We start from the raw sequence: 17,207 nt of genomic DNA on the forward strand, positions 1-17,207 counted from the left end.
CGGGCGATGGATGACCTGCGACCCACCGACCCCGCCCGGATCGGCGGCCACCGGCTCCTCGGCCGCCTCGGGGCGGGCGGCATGGGCGTCGTCTACCTCGGACGCACCGATGCCGGAGCGCTCGCCGCGATCAAGGTGATCCTGCCCGAGCACGCCGGGGACGAGGACTTCCGGACCCGCTTCCGCCGCGAGGCCGAGGCCGCCCGCCGGGTCGACAGCCCCTGGGCCGTCTCCGTCACCGGCGCCGACACCGAGGGTGAACGCCCCTGGCTGGCAACGGAGTTCGTTCCCGGACCGACGCTCTTCGACGTCGTCGCCCGGCGCGGGCCGCTGCCCGTGCGCAGCGTCACAGTCCTCGGCAGGCTCCTCGCCCGCGCCCTGGCCGCCGTGCACGCCGCCGGGCTCGTCCACCGCGACGTCAAACCGGGCAACGTCCTGCTGACGGCCGGCGGCCCCCGGCTGATCGACTTCGGGATCGCCCGCACCGCCGACGCCACCGCCCTGACCGCCACCGGACTCGTCGTCGGCACCCCCGGCTTCCTCCCGCCCGAGCAGGCGTCCGGGAACACCGCGGGGCCCGCCGGGGACGTCTTCTCGCTCGGCTGCCTCCTGGCGTACGCGGCCACCGGCCGGCCGCCCTTCGGCGGCGGCGCGGTCGACGCCGTCCTCTACCGCACCGTGCACGACGCACCCGACCTGGACGGCATCGACGACGCCCACCTGCGCGCGCTCCTGGACCGGTGCCTCGCCAAGGACCCCGGCGACCGTCCGGCCGCCGCCGCCCTCGACACCCTGATCGCCGAGGACGTACCGGCCGGGGCCACCGCCGACTGGCTGCCCGAGGACGTCGCCCGGATCATCGCGGAACGGTCCGCCGCCCTGCTGGCCCTGCCCGACATCGACGCCACCGTCACCGAGGGGCACGGCCCTCCGGAACCCGCCCCCGGCCGACGGCGGTTCCTGCTCTTCGCGGCCGGCGGCGCGGTGGCCCTCGGCGCGAGCGCCTTCGCCGCCGTACGCCTCACCCGCGACGAGTCCGACGGCGGCGGGGACGGCGCTCCCGGCGGACGGCGCTGGATCATCGGCGTGCACGCCGACCTCACCGGCCCCCTGAGAGCCGCCGGACGTGCCCAGGAACGCGGCGCCCGGCTCGCCGTCGACCGCTTCAACTCCCTCGACGACCAGCCCTTCCGGCTCGCGGTGAAAGTCCTCGACGACCAGGGCGACCCCGCCCGCTCCGCCCGGGTCGCCGAGGAGTTCGCCCGCGACCCGGAGGTCGTCGCGGTCATCGGCCCCACGGGCGACGAGGCCGCCGGGGCGGCCCTGGCCGCGTACGACGAGGCGGTGCTGCCGGTCCTGACGGTGTCGGCCCTCCAGATCGCCTTCCCCGCCCGGGCCAACGGCTCCTTCTTCCAGGCCGCCCCCTCCTACGCCTCGCTCTCCCTCCCCATCGTCAACCGCCTCCTGCTGCGCCCCGACGTCGAACGGCTGGGCATCCTGATCGACCGGGCCGGCGGGCAGACGGCCTACCAGGCGGGCTACGCGGCCAACCTGATGACGCCCCAACTCACCACCGGCACCACCCACCCCCGGGTGGTGCCCGCCGGGACGACCGTCTTCGACCCGGTCGTCACCGACCTCCTCTCCCACCGGAGCGACGCCCTCTTCTACGCCGGTGACGCGGCCGGCGCCGCCCGGGTCGCCCGCATCCTGGCCGACCTCTCCTTCACCGGGCCGCGCATGGCCCAGCACACCGTCATGGGGCCGGAGTTCCTGGAACAGGCGGGCGCGGCGGCCGACGGCTGGGAGTTCGTCACACCGTTCACCGATGCGGGCGCCCCGGCCGTTGCGACGTTCGCCGCCGCCCACCGCAAGCGCTTCGGCGCGGCCCCCGCCGCCTGGTCGGCCGAGGCGTACGACGTGGCGGGGCTCGTCGCCCGCGAACTGGCCGCCCTCACCGACGCCGCCGCCAAGAAGGCGACGGCGAGCGCCACGCCCTCCGGCGACGGCCGGCCCACCCGGTCCGCGCTCACCGCCGCGATCGCCGCCGCCCGGTACGAGGGGATCTCCCGCACGTACGCCTTCGACGAGAAGCGTCAGCAACTCGTCGGCCGGGACGCTTACCTGTACCGGGTGGAGAAGGGCCGGCACCGCTATCTCGGCCCGGCCCCGAAGCCGAAGAGCTGATCGTGCGGCCCCTCACCTCCGAGGACCCCCGCACCGTCGGCCCGTACCGCACCCTCGTCCGGCTCGGCGCGGGCGGCATGGGCGTGGTCTACCTGGCGCGCTCGGCGGGCGGCACGCTCGCCGCCGTCAAGGTGATCCGGGCCGAGCACGCCGAGGATCCCGGGTTCCGGGCCCGCTTCCGGCGCGAGGCCGAGGCGGCCGCCCGGATCACCGGCCCCTGGGTGGTTCCCGTGCTCGGCGCGGACACCGAGGACCGCGAGCCGTGGCTGGCGACCGCGTTCGTCCCCGGGCCCTCGCTGGCCGAGGTGGTGGGTGCTGGCGGCGCGCTGCCCACGGCCACCGTCAGGGCGCTCGGGAGCCGGCTCGCCGATGCCCTCGTCGCGGTCCACGAGGCCGGGCTGATCCACCGCGACGTGAAGCCCGGCAACGTACTCCTCGCCCTCGACGGCCCCCGCCTCATCGACTTCGGGATCGCCCGCCACGAGGGAGCCACCGCGCTGACCACCACCGGCGCGGTGATCGGGACGCCCGGCTATCTGGCCCCCGAGCAGGCGTCGGCCGGCCCGCTGGGACCGCCGTGCGACGTGTTCTCGCTCGGCTGCGTCCTCGTGTACGCGGCGACCGGGCGGCGGCCGTTCGGCGAGGGCGGCGGGGCGGGCGCCCTGTTCCGCACGATCCACGAGGAGCCGGACCTGACGGGCGTGGAGCCCGGCCTGGCCCCCCTGATCGCCGCCTGCCTGGCCAAGGACCCGGCCGCCCGGCCGACCGCGAGCCGGGTCCGCGACGCCCTGACGGCGAAGGCCCCGGGTGGCCCCGGGGACCCGGGCCGGGTGCGGGACCCGAGGGAGTACCCGGGCCGGCGAGGGGCCCCGGACCAGCCCGAGCTCCCCCGTACGTCCCCCGCCCCCTGGCAGATGCCCGCCGGGCTCCCCGCGCTGATCGCCGAGCGGTCCGCCGCCGCCCTCGCGCTCCCGGACCCCGAGCCGCTGCCCGTCACACTCGCCACCCCGGCCGGGGACGGCGCCGCGTCCGGTCCCACCCGCCGGAGGCTGCTGACCGCCGGCGCGGCCGGGGCCGTCCTCCTCGCCGGCGGCTCCACCGCGACCTGGATCGCCCTGCGGGGGAGCGGCGCGGGGGCGGGCGGCCCGTCGGCGGGTTCCGCGGAGCCGCCCACGTACACGATCGGGCTCCACGCCGACCTCGGCGGACCCGGCCGGGCCACCGGGCTGGCCCACCAGCGCGGCGTCCAGCTCGCCGTCGCCGACCACAACGCCCGCGAGGACAAGGCGTTCCGGCTCGCCCTGCGCACCGAGGACGACGCGGGGGATCCGGCGAAGGCCCTGCGGGTGGCCGGGCGGCTGGCGGCGGACCCCGAGGTCATCGCGGTCGTCGGCCCCACCGGAAGGCTGCTTCGCGAGGACCTCGTCGAGCGGTACGGGACGGAGCGGCTTGCCACCGTCGTCGTCGCGGCCGGCTCCACCACCGCCGAGTCGGGCACCGCCCTCCACCTCTGCGTGACCCGCCCCTTCGACCGCGTGCTCTCGCCCGGCCTCATCAGCTATCTGACCCGTACCCGTCCCGCGACCCGCGTCCTGCTCGTCGAGGACGCTGCCGACCCCGTGCTCGCGGCGGAGGTCGGGGTCGCGTTCCGCGAGGCCGCCCTCACCGGCGCCACCCTCCTCGAACATCCCCTCGTCCGGGGGAACGCGGGCTTCGGCGCCGTCGCCCGCAAGGCCATGACCGGCCGGGCCGACGCCGTGGTGCTCGGCGGCGGCGACGCGTCCCGGGCCGCCCGCCTGGCCACCGCGCTGGCGGGCGAGGGATACACCGGCTCCCGGGTCGCCGTCGGACCCGCCCTCGGGCCCGCCTTCCTCGCGGGCGCGGGCCCCGCCGCCGACGGCTGGGTCTTCGCCGAGGCGTACGCCGACCCCACGGCCCTCCCCTCGGCCCGGACGTTCACCGCCGCGCACCGCAGGCGCTTCGGGGCACCCCCGGCCACCTGGGCCGCCGAGGCGTACGACGCGGTCGGCCTGATCGCCCGTGCCGCCGGGACCACCAGCGCCTCGGGGGAGGTGCGCAACGGCATCGCCCGGCGGCTCGTGCGGACCGAGCACCGGGGGATCGTGCGCACCCTCGCCTTCGACGCCTCGACCCGCCGGGTGCGCATCCCGGACGGGATCTTCCTCTACCGGATCGAGAAGGGCCGCCCCCGCTTCCTGGGCCCGTTCGGCGACGTATGAGGGCTGTCCCGCGAATCCCGGCGGGCGCGCGACGGCAGCGGTCGGTGAAGCCGGGGCCAGGCGTGAAGATCTCCTGCGACCGCGCTTAAGAAATCCTCGATGGACCCGGGCCCCGTCGTACGGCAGATTTCTCCGTGACGGCCGAGGATGGCGCGTGGAGCCGTACGACGCGGAAGTCGTACGACGAGCTCCGTCCGTCCCGCCGCGCCCCCGCCATGGGGGCGACCACCCGAAAACCACCCCGGGCCGCAGGGTTCTTCCGACATGCCCCGAGGCCCGGGGTATCCACTCGCGTACCGACGTCAGGGAGCAGCAGCCGTGAAGGCACTCGTCAAGCAGAAGGCCGAACCCGGACTGTGGCTGATGGACGTGCCGGAGCCGGAGTACGGCCCCACCGACGTCCTGATCAAGGTCCTGCGCACCGGTATCTGCGGCACCGACCTGCACATCCGCGCCTATGACGGCTGGGCCCAGCAGGCGGTCACCACCCCGCTGATCCTCGGCCACGAGTTCGCCGGCGAGGTCGCCGCGACCGGCTCCGACGTGGCGGACATCGCGATCGGCGACCTGGTCAGCGGCGAGGGCCACCTCGTCTGCGGCAAGTGCCGCAACTGTCTCGCCGGCCGCCGCCACCTCTGCCGCTCCACCGTCGGCCTCGGCGTCGGCCGGGACGGGGCGTTCGCCGAGTACGTGGTGCTGCCCGCCTCCAACGTGTGGGTGCACCGGGTCCCCGTCGACCTCGACATCGCGGCGATCTTCGACCCGTTCGGCAACGCCGTCCACACCGCGCTGTCCTTCCCGCTCGTCGGCGAGGACGTCCTGATCACCGGCGCCGGACCGATCGGCATCATGGCCGCCGCCGTCGCCAAGCACGCCGGGGCCCGCAACGTCGTCATCACCGACGTCAGCGAGGCCCGCCTCGCCCTCGCCCGGAAGGTCGGCGTCAGCCTCGCCCTCAACGTCGCCGACCGGACCATCGCGGACGGCCAGCGGGAACTCGGCCTGCGCGAGGGCTTCGACATCGGCCTGGAGATGTCCGGCCGCCCCGAGGCGATGCGCGACATGGTCGCGAACATGACGCACGGCGGCCGCATCGCGATGCTCGGCCTGCCCGCCGAGGAGTTCGCCGTCGACTGGTCCCGCATCGTCACCTCGATGATCACCATCAAGGGGATCTACGGCCGCGAGATGTACGAGACCTGGTACGCCATGTCCGTCCTGCTGGAGGGCGGCCTCGACCTCGCCCCCGTGATCACCGGCCGGTACGGCTTCCGCGACTTCGAAGCGGCCTTCGACGACGCCGCGAGCGGCCTCGGCGGCAAGGTCATCCTCGACTGGACCGTCTGACCTTCCGACCGCTCTCCGGCCTCCGCCCTTGATCCCTTAAGGAATCCGCATGTTCGACTCCGTACGCGACGACCTGCGCACCACCCTCGACGAGATCCGCGCCGCCGGGCTGCACAAGCCCGAGCGCGTGATCGGCACCCCGCAGTCCGCGACCGTGGCCGTCACCTCCGGCGGGCGCGCCGGCGAGGTCCTCAACTTCTGCGCCAACAACTACCTGGGCCTCGCCGACCACCCCGAGGTCATCGCCGCCGCCCACGAGGCACTGGACCGCTGGGGCTACGGGATGGCCTCGGTCCGCTTCATCTGCGGCACCCAGGAGGTCCACAAGGAGCTGGAACAGCGGCTCTCGGCCTTCCTCGGCCAGGAGGACACGATCCTCTACTCCTCCTGCTTCGACGCCAACGGCGGCGTCTTCGAGACGCTGCTGGGCCCCGAGGACGCCGTCATCTCCGACGCCCTCAACCACGCCTCCATCATCGACGGCATCCGGCTCTCCAAGGCCAAGCGCCACCGCTACGCCAACCGCGACATGGCCGAACTGGAGACGCAGCTCAAGGAGGCGTCCGGGGCCCGCCGCCGTCTGATCGTCACCGACGGCGTCTTCTCCATGGACGGCTACGTCGCCCCGCTCCAGGAGATCTGCGACCTGGCCGACCGCTACGACGCCATGGTCATGGTCGACGACTCGCACGCCGTCGGCTTCGTCGGCCCCGGCGGACGCGGTACGCCCGAACTGCACGGCGTCATGGACCGGGTCGACATCATCACCGGCACCCTCGGCAAGGCGCTGGGCGGAGCCTCCGGCGGTTACGTCGCGGCCCGCGCGGAGATCGTCGCCCTGCTGCGCCAGCGCTCGCGCCCGTACCTCTTCTCCAACTCCCTCGCCCCGGTCATCGCCGCCGCCTCCCTCAAGGTCATCGACCTGCTGGAGTCCGCCGGGGACCTGCGCGAGCAGCTCAACGCCAACACCGCGCTCTTCCGCACCCGGATGACCGAGGAGGGCTTCGACATCCTGCCCGGCGACCACGCCATCGCCCCCGTCATGATCGGGGACGCGGGCAGGGCGGGCCGGATGGCGGAACTGCTCCTGGAGCGCGGGGTGTACGTGATCGGGTTCTCCTACCCGGTCGTCCCGCAGGACGCGGCCCGTATCCGGGTCCAGCTCTCCGCCGCGCACTCCACGGCCGACGTCGACCGCGCGGTGGACGCGTTCGTCGACGCGCGGGCCGCCCTGGACGCGGAGGCGTAACCGCTCACCGGGTCGGGCACTCGCCGCGACCTGGGACAATGGGCACATGATCGATGCGCGGCGGCTGCGAATCCTCCGTGCGGTGGCCGACCACCGCACGGTGACCGCGGCCGCCGCCGCGTTGTACCTGACGCCCTCCGCCGTCTCCCAGCAGCTCGCCGCCCTGGAGCAGGAGACCGGCCACCGCCTCGTCGAACGCGGTGCGCGCGGCGCCCGGCTCACCGCCGCCGGGGAGATCCTGCTGAACCACACCAACGTGGTCCTGGCCCAGCTGGAGCGGGCCGAGGCGGAGCTCGCCGACTACAGCGCGGGCGTCGCCGGCACGGTCACGGTCGCCGCGTTCGCCACCGGCATCGGCCTCGTCCTTGCCCCCGCCCTCACCGAGCTGGCCCGCACCGCGCCCGGCATCCGGGTCAAGGTCCAGGACGCGGAGGGCGACGCCAGCGTGCCGATGGTGCTGGACCGGCAGGTCGACGTGGCGGTGGCCGTCGAATACCGGGGCGCGCCCGCCGAGGACGACCGCCGCCTGACCCGCGTCCCCCTGTACTCGGAGCCCTTCGACGCGGTGCTCCCGGTGGACCACCGCCTCGCGGACCGGGACCAGGTGGCGGTCGCCGACCTCGCGGAGGACCCGTGGATCGGGCCCTACCCGGGCAACCCCTGCCATGACGTGGTGGTCCTGGCCTGCGAGTTCGCCGGGTTCGCCCCCCGCCTCGAACACTCCTCGGACGACTTCCGCGCCGTGGTCGCCCTGGCCGGGGCCGACGCCGGAGTGGCCCTGGTGCCCCGGTCCGCGCTGCGCGGGATGGAACTGACCGGGGTGGTCGTCCGCCCCGTCGAGGGCAGCGCCCCCACCCGCCGTGTCTTCGCGGCCGTACGGCAGGGGGCCGAGGGCCATCCGCTGATCCGGCCGGTGCTGGACGCGATGGAGGCGGTGGCCGTACGGGAAGCGGGCCTGGCGCGGATCTGAGCCCGGCACGCGCCCTGCCCCCGCCGCCCTTCGGCCCGCTCCTCCGTCCACCCGGTCCGCCCTCCGCCCCTCAGCCCCCCCGGAGTCCCTCAGCCCGCCCGGCGTCCCAGGACGAAGCGTCCCCCGGCCACCGCGCCCGGGATCAGCGTCCCCGCCGCCGCGGCGAGCGCCACCGCACCCGCGATCACCCCGTAGTGCGCCGGCGGGAGATACGGGGCCGTGCCCGCCATCGAGACGGCGAACGCGGTCAGCGGGACCGCGGCCACCGCCGTGCCGATCACCAGGCCGGCGAACGTGACCAGGCCGGTCTCCAGCACCAGCATCCGCCGTAGCTGCCGACGCCCCGTGCCGACCATCCGCAGCAGCCGGAACTCGCCCCGGCGGCCGATCGTGATCAGCGCCAGCGTGCTCACCACGGCCAGCAGCGCGAAGCCGCCGATCACCCCGACGCCGATGACGATCACGGCGTTGTCGCCGTCCGACACCGGCGGAGCGATCGCCACGTCGTCGCCCGTGGCGGCCCGCACCGTCACCCCGCCGCCGTACGGAGCCAGCGCCTCCCGCACCGGGGCCGCCGGGTCCGCACCGGCCCCGTCCCCGGTCCTGACCAGTACGACCTGGTCCCGCGCGGCCGACACATGGCCCGCCAGCGCCTCGCGCGGGAAGAGGAACTCGCCCAGGCCCAGCTCGTGTTCGTACACCGCGACGACCCGGGGCTCCACCCGCGTACCGTCGCCGAGCCGCAGCGCGACCCGGTCCCCGGGGCCGACGTCCAGGCTCTTCGCCCGGTCCGCCCCGACCGCCACGGCGTCCCGCCCCGTGAGCCGGTCCAGGTCGCCCGCCGTGACGCCGGGATCGAGCGTGCCGGACAGGCCGCGCGCCTCCACGCCCAGCACGGGCAGCCGGGTCAGCACCGGCTCGCCCGCCTGCCGGTCGGCCAGGACGACCGCCGAACGCAGCACCCCGGTCGCCGCCGTGACCCCCGGCGCCTCCCGCACCGCCCGGGCCGCCCCGGCGGGCAGCCCCGCCCCGCCGCCCGTCGCCACCAGGTCCGCCCGCAGCGCCGCGGACGCCTGGTGGCCGGCGGCCCGCTCCATCGTCGGACCCGAGGCGAGCTGCACACAGACGAACGCGACGACCAGCACGATCGGGGTGAACGCGGTGGCGAGCCGCCGGGTGTGCGCCGAGGCGGCCCGCTCGGCCAGGAACCCCGACACCCCGCCCACCCGGCGCAGCGGACGGCCCAGCACGCCCAGGGCGATCCGGGAGATCCGGGGCCCCAGCAGGGCGACCGCGATCACCAGGGACATCGCCGCACCCGAGGCGGCGGCGCCCGCCGCCTGACCGCTCTGCGTCGTCGCGACACCCGCCGAGCTGATCCCGGCGAAGGCCAGCACCACCCCCGCGACCGTACGGAACCGTCCCGGCTCGCTCGGCTCGTCCGCCGTCGCCGCGCCCAGCGCGGCGGCGGGCCGCAGCCGGGTGATGGACCGGGCGGCGAGCATCGCGACCGGCCGCGCGAGCAGCGCGACCACCAGCCCGCCGGTCAGCGCCGAGGCGGGCGGCAGCCACCACGGCACCGGCAGCGGCAGGGTCCCGGTCGTCAGCAGCGAACGCATCGCGAGACCCAGCGGTACGGCCCCGATGCCGCCCAGCAGCGCCGCCGCCGCGGACACCCGGCCCGCCTCCCGGCCGATCGCGGACCGGAGCTGACGGGGCGAGGCCCCCACCGCCCGCAGCAGGGCCAGCTCCCCTGACCGCTGATGGATCGCCTGGGACAGCGTCGAGGCGATCACGAGGAGCGCCACCATCAGCACGGTGCCGCCGATCGAACCGAGCAGGGCCAGCTGGTCGCCGCGTCCGCCGAGCGCGTCGACCTGCTCGGCCTCCCCGCGCTCCGCACCCGTCAGCACCCGCACCGCCCGGTCGGACCCGGGGACGCCCGAACGCTCCGGCAGGACAGCGCCGATCGCGTCGCGCAGGGCATCCGGTGTGACGCCCGGCTCCGCGACCACGCCGATCGCGTCGATCCGGCCCGGGTGCCCGGCCAGGGCGGTCAGCCGGGGCTCGGTGAAGAACACGGCCGGGGGCGCGTCGCCCCCGTGCCCGGTGTGGGCGATCCCGCTGACGGTGTACGTCCGGGCGGTTCCGTCGGCCCGCAGCACGACCCGCTCGCCCGGGGCGGGGCCGCCCGCAGCGAGCGAACCGTCCAGGACGACCTCGGTCGCGTCCCTCGGGGCCCGGCCCTCGGCCAGCTCGTACCGGGTGAGGACGGCGGACGGCCAGGAGCGGCCCACGGCGGGCCGCCCGTCGCCCGTGGACACCGGCACGGAATCGTCCGCGACGGCCTTCGCCACCCCGTCGGCCCCCGCCACCGAGGCCAGCACCGACCGGTCCAGGCGGGCCCGCTCGGGCAGGTACGCCGTCGTGGTCCTCGGTTCGCTGCCCCAGGGCTTCGCGGTGTACGACACCTTCTGGTCCGCCGCCACCACCGCGTCCGCGCCGGCGTACCGCTGCACCGGCGGCGCGGCCACCAGCAGCGAGCCGATGACGAACGCGAACGCGCCGATCAGCGCGGCGGCGGCGCCCGTCGCCACGATCACCGCCGCCCAGGCCCGCCGGTGCGTGGCCAGCGACCGCCGGGCCAGGAACGCCGACGCCCGCCGAGACCCCTGCCGCATCCCCAGCGGCTCCCGGGTCGCCGCGCCCGTACGTCTGTTCCGTGTGCTCCGTGTTTCCGACGGCTCCTGGGCCGTCGTGCCCGTACGCCTCTTCATCGCAGCCGACCGCCGTCCATCGTCAGCACGGTGTCCGCCCAGCTCGCCGCCACCGGGTCATGGGTGACCATCACGACCGTGCGGCCCTCGATCCGTACGGCGTCGCGCAGCAGTGCCAGCACCAGCGCGGCGGACTCCGGGTCGAGAGAGGCGGTCGGCTCGTCCGCGAAGATCACCTCGGGCTCCGTCACCAGCGCCCGCGCCACCGCGACCCGCTGCTGCTGGCCGCCCGACAGCATCGACGGCCCGTCGCCGCCGCGCCCCGCGAGACCCACCCGGGCCAGCAACTCCCGCCCCCGCGCCAGCACATCGGTGCCGCCCGGGTCCGCGCCGCCCAGCACCAGCGGCAGCACCACGTTCTCCTCGATGGACAGCGACGGCACCAGATTGAGCGCGTGCGACTGGAAGACGAACCCGATCCGGTCCCGGCGCAGCCGGGTCAGCGCCGCCTCCGAGAGCGAACCGAGATCCGTGCCGGCGATCCTGACCGTCCCCGAGGTCGGCCGGTCCAGGCCCGCCGCGACCTGGAGGAAGGTGCTCTTGCCCGAACCCGACGGCCCGACGACCGCGGTGAAACTCCCGGCCGGCACCGAACAGCTGACCGCGTCGAGCGCCGTCGTCCTCCGGCTGCTCCCGCGCCGCCCGTAGCTCCGGCTCACCCCCTCCAGACCGAGCGCGGCCCCCTGCTCCACCATCGTCGTACCCACTGTTCGCCTCCACCGTCCCCGTACCGTTTGACCTGCTAGAACGCTATGAGCCGGGCAGCTTCCGGGCGAGGGTGCGCACTACCGGACCGGGGGTGCAGCCAGCTCCACCCCCGCCCGGGGGGCCGCCCCCCTCCGGCGAGGGGACCGCCCCCGTACCGTGGGCTGCCATGAGCAGCTCCCCACCCGGTCCCCTCACGGTCGCCGTCCGGCGTTCCTGGGACGCCTCGCGCTACCTCCTCCTCGGCATCGGGGTCGCGATGCTGACCTACGTCGGCGCGTTCCTGCTGGTGGCGGCCCTTCTGTTCGCCGTCGCGATCATCGGGCTGCCCGCGCTGCCGGAGGCCGCCACGCTGCTGCGCCGGGCCGCCTCGGCGGAGAGCCGCAGGGCGGCGGCCCGGCTCGGGCCCGGACACCGGCCCGCCTCGTATCCGCCCCTGGGCGGCGGCGAGCTGCCCGAACGGGTCCGGCGGACGCTCACCGACCGGACCACCTGGCGGCTCGCGCTCTGGCTGCCCCTCCAGACGCTCTTCGGCATGGGCCTCGGCTACCTCACGATGATCCTGTGGCCCGTCGCCCTGCTGGTGGACGGCATCGCGCTGTCCGTCGTGGGCCTGGTGGACCGGCGGCGGGCCGACGAGTACGGCATCGAGCCGCCCGAAAGGCCGGGCTGGGCACTGCGCTGGCACCCGGTGCTGGCCGACCTCTCGGCGGGCTGGACCATGGCGCTGCTCGCCCCGCCGCCCGCCGCCGAACTCACCGAGCGGATCGCCCACCTCACCGAGAGCCGGGCCGGCGCGGTCGCCGCGCACGGGGCCGAACTGCGGCGCATCGAACGGGATCTGCACGACGGCGCCCAGGCCAGAATCGTCGCCCTGTCGATGCGGATCGGGCTCGCCAAACAGCTCCTCGACCGCGATCCGGCCGCCGCGCGGGCCCGCCTGGACGAGGCGCAGGACGGGGCCGACGCCGCGCTCGCCGAGCTGCGGCACGTGGTGCGCGGCATCCACCCGCCGGTCCTCACCGACCGTGGACTGGCCGGTGCGGTACGGGCGTTGGCCGCCGATGTCGCCGTACCCGTCACGGCGGACCTGGACGGGGTGGAGGACGGGCGGCGGCTGCCCGCCGCGATCGAGGCCGCCGCCTACTTCGTGGTCGCCGAGGCGCTCACCAACATCAGCAAGCACAGCGGCGCCACCGCGGCCCGGGTCCGCATCGACCGGCCCCCGGCCTCCTGCGGGTGACCATCGGCGACGATGGTCACGGCGGCGCGGACGAACGCGCCGGCAGCGGGCTGGTGGGCATCCGGCGGCGGGTCGCCGCGCTGGACGGCGCCACCCGCGTCAGCAGCCCCGCCGGGGGGCCGACGGACATCGAAGTGGAGCTGCCGTGCGGATCGTGATCGCCGAGGACAACGCCCTCCTGCGCGAGGGCCTCGTCCTCCTGCTCACCAGCTCGGGGCACGAGGTGGTGGCCGACGCTGCGGCCGGCCCGGAGATCCTGCCCGCCCTGCTCGAACACCGCCCGGACGTCGCCGTCCTGGACGTACGGCTGCCGCCCACCTTCCGCGACGAGGGCCTGCGGGCCGCGCTCGCCGCCCGCGCCGAACTGCCCGATCTGCCGATCCTGGTCCTCTCGCAGTACGTCGAGGAGACGTACGCCGCCGAGCTGCTCGCGCGGGGAGCCCGGGGCATCGGCTATCTGCTCAAGGACCGGGTGGGCCGGGTCGAGCAGTTCCTGGAGGCCCTGGACCGGGTGGCGGCGGGCGGCACCGCGCTCGACCCGGAGGTCGTCACCCAGCTGCTCACCCGCAAGTCCTCGGCGGGCCCGCTCCAGAGCCTCACCGCCCGGGAGCGCGAAGTCCTGGAACACATGGCGCAGGGCAAGGCCAACGGCACCATCGCCGCCGAACTCACCGTCTCCGAGCGGGCGGTGAGCAAGCACATCGGCTCGATCTTCGCCAAGCTCGGCCTGGAACCGGACGACGGCGCCGTCCACCGCCGCGTCCTCGCGGTGCTGGCCTACCTGGAGGGCCGGGACGGGTTCACCCCGTGAGGGGGCCGGGACGGTTCACTCCGTGAGGGGGCCGCGCCGGGGACGGGCGGGTCAGGCGGCCGGCTGGAGCAGGTCCCAGCGGTTGCCGTAGAGGTCCTCGAAGACCGCGACCGAGCCGTACGTCTCGTGCCGGGGCTCCTCCAGGAACCGCACCCCGGCCGCCGTCATCCGGGCGTGGTCGGCCGCGAAGTCCTCGGTGTGCAGGAAGAAGCCGACCCGGCCGCCCGTCTGCGCCCCCACCGCCCCGCTCTGGGCCCCGTCCTTCGCGCGGGCCAGCAGCAGCCCCGTGCCGGGAGCCGCGCCGCGCGGGCGCACCACCACCCAGCGGGTGCCGTCGCCCCGGTCGGTGTCCTCCACCGGCTCGAAGCCGAGCGCGTCGCGGTAGAACGCGAGGGCCTCGTCGTAGTCGCGGACGACGAGGGTGACCAGGGCGATGTGGGACATGGCGGGGAGTCCTTCCAGCGATGCGGTTATACGTAACACTAACGCCGGAGCTCCCCGCCCCCGCACAATGCCCGCATGGACATCCTGGACGGCACGACCACCGGCGGCCGGGCCGCGCTGACGGACCGGGCCCGCGCCCTCGCGGACACCGGCGGGCGGTGTGTGCTGGGGATCGCGGGTCCGCCCGGAGCCGGGAAGTCCACTCTGGCGGAACAACTGGTCACGGCGCTGGACGGACGCGCCGCCCTCGTCCCGATGGACGGCTTCCACCTCGCCGCCGCCGAGCTGGAGCGTCTCGGCCGCGCCGACCGCAAGGGCGCGCCCGACACCTTCGACGCGGCCGGGTACACGGCTCTGCTGCGGCGGCTGCGGGCACCGGACCCGGTGCACGCGGTCTACGCCCCGGCCTTCGACCGGTCCCTGGAGGAGCCGGTCGCGGGTTCGCTCCCCGTGCCGCCGGACGTCCCGCTCGTCGTCACCGAGGGGAACTACCTGCTGCTCGACGACGGCCCCTGGGCACCGGTGCGCGGTCTGCTGGACGAGGTGTGGTTCCTGGACCTCGACCCGGAGGTGCGGGTGCGCCGGCTCGTCGACCGCCATGTCCGCCACGGCAGGCCCCGGCATCGCGCGGAGGAGTGGGTGACCCGGTCCGACGAGGCGAACGCCCGGCTGGTGGAGCGGGGCCGGGACCGGGCGGACCTGATCGTGCGGCTCTGATCCGCCGGCACGGTGCCCGCGAGCCGGCCGGACAGCGCCGCCGCGACGGGGTGCTCCCGACGATCCGCCCGGGCGCTTCCGACGACCCGCTGTGGGTGTTCCCCGACGATCCGCCGGGCGTTTCCGGCGACCCGCCGGTCGTCCCCGACGACCCACTGACGCACTCCGGCAAGCCGGTCGCGCGCGTCCCGCCGGACGGGCAGGATGCTGTGTGCCGTGTCGCACCGCCAGGAGGCCCTGATGTCCAGCCCGAGCCCGTCCGCCCAGCACTCCGCCCCGCCGCCCTTCACCGCCGACGACTACCGGGCCCGGATGGCGCGTGCCGCCGAGTCCGCCGCCGAGGCCGGGCTCGCCGGGGTGATCGTCGCGCCGGGCCCCGACCTCGTCCACCTCACCGGCTACCGCCCCGTGAGCACCGAACGCCTCACGCTCCTCGTGCTGCGGGCCGGACAGGACCCGGTCCTGGTGGTCCCGACCCTGGAGGCCCCCGACGCGGCCGCCGCCACCGGGGCGCCCGCCCTCACCCTGCGGGACTGGACCGACGGCAAGGACCCGTACGAGGTGACCGCCCCGCTGCTGGACGCCGAGGGCCGCTTCGGCGTCAGCGACAACGCCTGGGCGATGCATCTGCTCGGCCTCCAGCGGCAGCTGCCCGGCACCTCCTACACCGCGCTCACCGAAGCGCTCCCGATGCTCCGCGCGGTGAAGGACGCGGCCGAGCTGGAACGGCTCACCGCCGCCGGGGCCGCCGCCGACGCCACGTACGAGGAGATCCTCAAGGTGCGCTTCTCCGGCCGCCGCGAGGTCGACGTCGCCATTGATCTGGCCGCCCTCCTCCGCGAGTTCGGGCACTCCCAGGTCGACTTCACCGTCGTCGGGTCCGGCCCGAACGGGGCCAACCCGCACCACGAGGCGGGCGAACGCACCATCGAGCGCGGCGACATGGTCGTCCTCGACTTCGGCGGCCTGAAGCAGGGCTACGGCTCCGACACCTCCCGTACGGTCCACGTCGGCGAGCCCACCGCCGAGGAGCAGCGCGTCCACGACATCGTCCGCGAGGCCCAGCAGGCGGGCTGCGCCGCCGTCCGGCCCGGCGTCGCCTGCCAGGAGATCGACCGTGCCGCCCGCGCGGTGATCACCGAATTCGGCTACGGCGAACGGTTCATCCACCGCACCGGCCACGGCATCGGCGTCACCACCCACGAGCCGCCCTACATGATCGAGGGCGAGGAGCAGCCGCTCGTGCCCGGCATGTGCTTCTCCGTGGAGCCGGGGATCTACCTCCCGGGCCGCTTCGGCGTCCGGATCGAGGACATCGTGGCCGTCACCGAGGACGGCGGGCGGCGGCTCAACACCACCGCCCGCGAACTGGCCGTCGTCGAGTAGGGGCAGCCCTCGGGCGGCCCCGGTCCTCCCCGGCTCAGTCGTCGCGCGGCTCCCGGTCACGGAAGCGGTGCAGGATGTCGTACGGGTAGGGCAGCGGCCGGGCGCTCGCCGTGTCCAGCCGCTCGGCCTGCTCCGCCGTCAGCTCCCAGCCCACCGCGCCGAGGCTGTCGGCCAGTTGCTCCGGCGTCCGGGCCCCGACGATCGGCGCGGTGACGCCGGGCCGGCCGAGCAGCCAGCGCAGCGCGGTCTGCGCCGGGGTGCGGCCGGCCTCCTCGGCCACCTCGACGACCGCCTCCACGACCCGCCAGGTCTCCTCGTTGTCCCGCTCCCGCCAGGCCTCCCGGCCCAGCTCCTCCTGGTAGCGGGCCTCCCGGGTGCCCGGTGCGGCGGCGGTCATCCCGCGCCGGTACTTGCCGGTCAGCCAGCCGCCCTGGAGCGGGCTCCACGGGATGATGCCGACGCCCTCCGCCGCGCTGACGGGGACCAGCTCCCACTCGATCTCGCGCGCCAGCAGGTTGTACAGCGGCTGGAGGGACACATACCGCTCCCAGCCGTTCCGGTCCGCGAGGTCCTGGGAGCGCTGGAGCTGGGAGGCGGAGACGTTGCTCGCGCCGAGGTAGCGGACCTTGCCCGCCTTCACCAGCGTGTCCAGGGTGGACAGGGTCTCCTCGACCGGCGTCGTCGCGTCCCACACATGCGTCTGGTACAGGTCGATGTGGTCCGTGCCGAGGCGGCGCAGGCTCGCCTCCACCGCCGACACGATGTGCTTGCGGCTCAGCCCGCCCGCGTTCGGGGACTCGCCCATCGTCCCGAACACCTTGGTGGCGATGACGAGGTCGTCGCGTCTGCGGCCCTTCAGCCACCGGCCGACGATCTCCTCGGAGACACCCTGGTTGTACACGTCGGCGGTGTCGACGAACGTGCCGCCCGCCTCCGTGAACGTGTCGAGGATCCGATGGGCGGCCGTCTCGTCGGTGTCCTGGCCGAAGGTCATCGCGCCCAGGCACAGTTCGCTGACGCGCAGCCCCGAACGCCCCAGGAATCGCTGCTTCATGGTGTTCCTCTCGTGGTTTCGTGCGTTGTCCCGAACGCTACGAGTTGAAGTGCACGCGAAGGCAAGGAGACTGACGA

12 protein-coding genes and 1 pseudogene are annotated in these 17,207 nt (G+C 75.3%); 9 read left to right on the forward strand and 4 right to left on the reverse strand.

Features of this window, described 5'->3' with window-relative positions:
• Positions 1-6: 6 nt before the first annotated feature.
• The 5 genes from IE272_RS15330 (at position 7) to IE272_RS15350 (ending at position 7,993) form a co-directional block, all read left to right on the forward strand.
• Positions 7-2,187, forward strand: a complete 2,181-nt coding sequence (locus IE272_RS15330; RefSeq protein ID WP_190007087.1) for a bifunctional serine/threonine-protein kinase/ABC transporter substrate-binding protein — start codon at positions 7-9, stop codon at positions 2,185-2,187.
• 2 nt (positions 2,188-2,189) lie between these two features.
• The gene (locus IE272_RS15335; protein WP_190007088.1) at positions 2,190-4,427 is read left to right on the forward strand and encodes a bifunctional serine/threonine-protein kinase/ABC transporter substrate-binding protein; all 2,238 of its coding nucleotides are present in this window, start codon (positions 2,190-2,192) and stop codon (positions 4,425-4,427) included.
• A 318-nt stretch (positions 4,428-4,745) separates the two neighbouring features.
• Entirely contained in the window at positions 4,746-5,774 is a 1,029-nt protein-coding gene (gene tdh / locus IE272_RS15340; RefSeq protein WP_007457286.1) for an L-threonine 3-dehydrogenase, read from the forward strand.
• Between the two features lie 49 nt (positions 5,775-5,823).
• Positions 5,824-7,023 (forward strand): glycine C-acetyltransferase, encoded by a 1,200-nt coding sequence (locus tag IE272_RS15345; protein WP_050357191.1) that lies wholly within the window; start codon positions 5,824-5,826, stop codon positions 7,021-7,023.
• A 46-nt stretch (positions 7,024-7,069) separates the two neighbouring features.
• Positions 7,070-7,993 (forward strand): LysR family transcriptional regulator, encoded by a 924-nt coding sequence (locus IE272_RS15350; RefSeq protein WP_050357192.1) that lies wholly within the window; start codon positions 7,070-7,072, stop codon positions 7,991-7,993.
• Positions 7,994-8,082: 89 nt separating this feature from the next.
• Here the strand turns inward: IE272_RS15350 and IE272_RS15355 are convergent, their stop codons facing one another.
• Together IE272_RS15355 and IE272_RS15360 are read right to left on the reverse strand one after the other, a co-directional pair.
• A complete protein-coding gene (locus IE272_RS15355; RefSeq protein ID WP_229897319.1) occupies positions 8,083-10,674 on the reverse strand; it encodes an ABC transporter permease in 2,592 nt (863 codons plus the stop codon).
• 92 nt (positions 10,675-10,766) lie between these two features.
• On the reverse strand, positions 10,767-11,465 hold the full coding sequence (locus IE272_RS15360; protein WP_190007176.1) for an ABC transporter ATP-binding protein: 699 nt from the start codon (positions 11,463-11,465) through the stop codon (positions 10,767-10,769).
• A gap of 179 nt (positions 11,466-11,644) precedes the next feature.
• Between IE272_RS15360 and IE272_RS15365 the strand changes: the two are divergent.
• Together IE272_RS15365 and IE272_RS15370 are read left to right on the forward strand one after the other, a co-directional pair.
• Positions 11,645-12,876: pseudogene (locus tag IE272_RS15365) on the forward strand (sensor histidine kinase).
• Entirely contained in the window at positions 12,864-13,529 is a 666-nt protein-coding gene (locus tag IE272_RS15370; protein ID WP_050357196.1) for a LuxR C-terminal-related transcriptional regulator, read from the forward strand. The pseudogene IE272_RS15365 and the gene IE272_RS15370 overlap by 13 nt, the downstream one beginning before the upstream one ends.
• Positions 13,530-13,580: 51 nt before the next feature.
• Here the strand turns inward: IE272_RS15370 and IE272_RS15375 are convergent, their stop codons facing one another.
• Positions 13,581-13,973 carry a VOC family protein gene (locus IE272_RS15375; protein WP_050357197.1) on the reverse strand — a complete coding sequence of 131 codons (393 nt, stop codon included), beginning with the start codon at positions 13,971-13,973 and terminating at the stop codon, positions 13,581-13,583.
• A 75-nt stretch (positions 13,974-14,048) separates the two neighbouring features.
• Here IE272_RS15375 and IE272_RS15380 point away from each other — a divergent pair, with 75 nt between their 5' ends.
• Entirely contained in the window at positions 14,049-14,690 is a 642-nt protein-coding gene (locus tag IE272_RS15380) for a nucleoside/nucleotide kinase family protein (RefSeq protein WP_190007090.1), read from the forward strand.
• A gap of 240 nt (positions 14,691-14,930) precedes the next feature.
• Positions 14,931-16,076 carry an aminopeptidase P family protein gene (locus IE272_RS15385; RefSeq protein WP_190007091.1) on the forward strand — a complete coding sequence of 382 codons (1,146 nt, stop codon included), beginning with the start codon at positions 14,931-14,933 and terminating at the stop codon, positions 16,074-16,076.
• A 34-nt stretch (positions 16,077-16,110) separates the two neighbouring features.
• Here the strand turns inward: IE272_RS15385 and IE272_RS15390 are convergent, their stop codons facing one another.
• Complete coding sequence (locus tag IE272_RS15390; protein ID WP_190007092.1) at positions 16,111-17,130, reverse strand: aldo/keto reductase; 1,020 nt, start codon at positions 17,128-17,130, stop codon at positions 16,111-16,113.
• Between the last annotated feature and the right edge of the window lie 77 nt (positions 17,131-17,207).

This window comes from Streptomyces anulatus (assembly GCF_014650675.1).
Lineage (GTDB): Bacteria > Actinomycetota > Actinomycetes > Streptomycetales > Streptomycetaceae > Streptomyces > Streptomyces anulatus.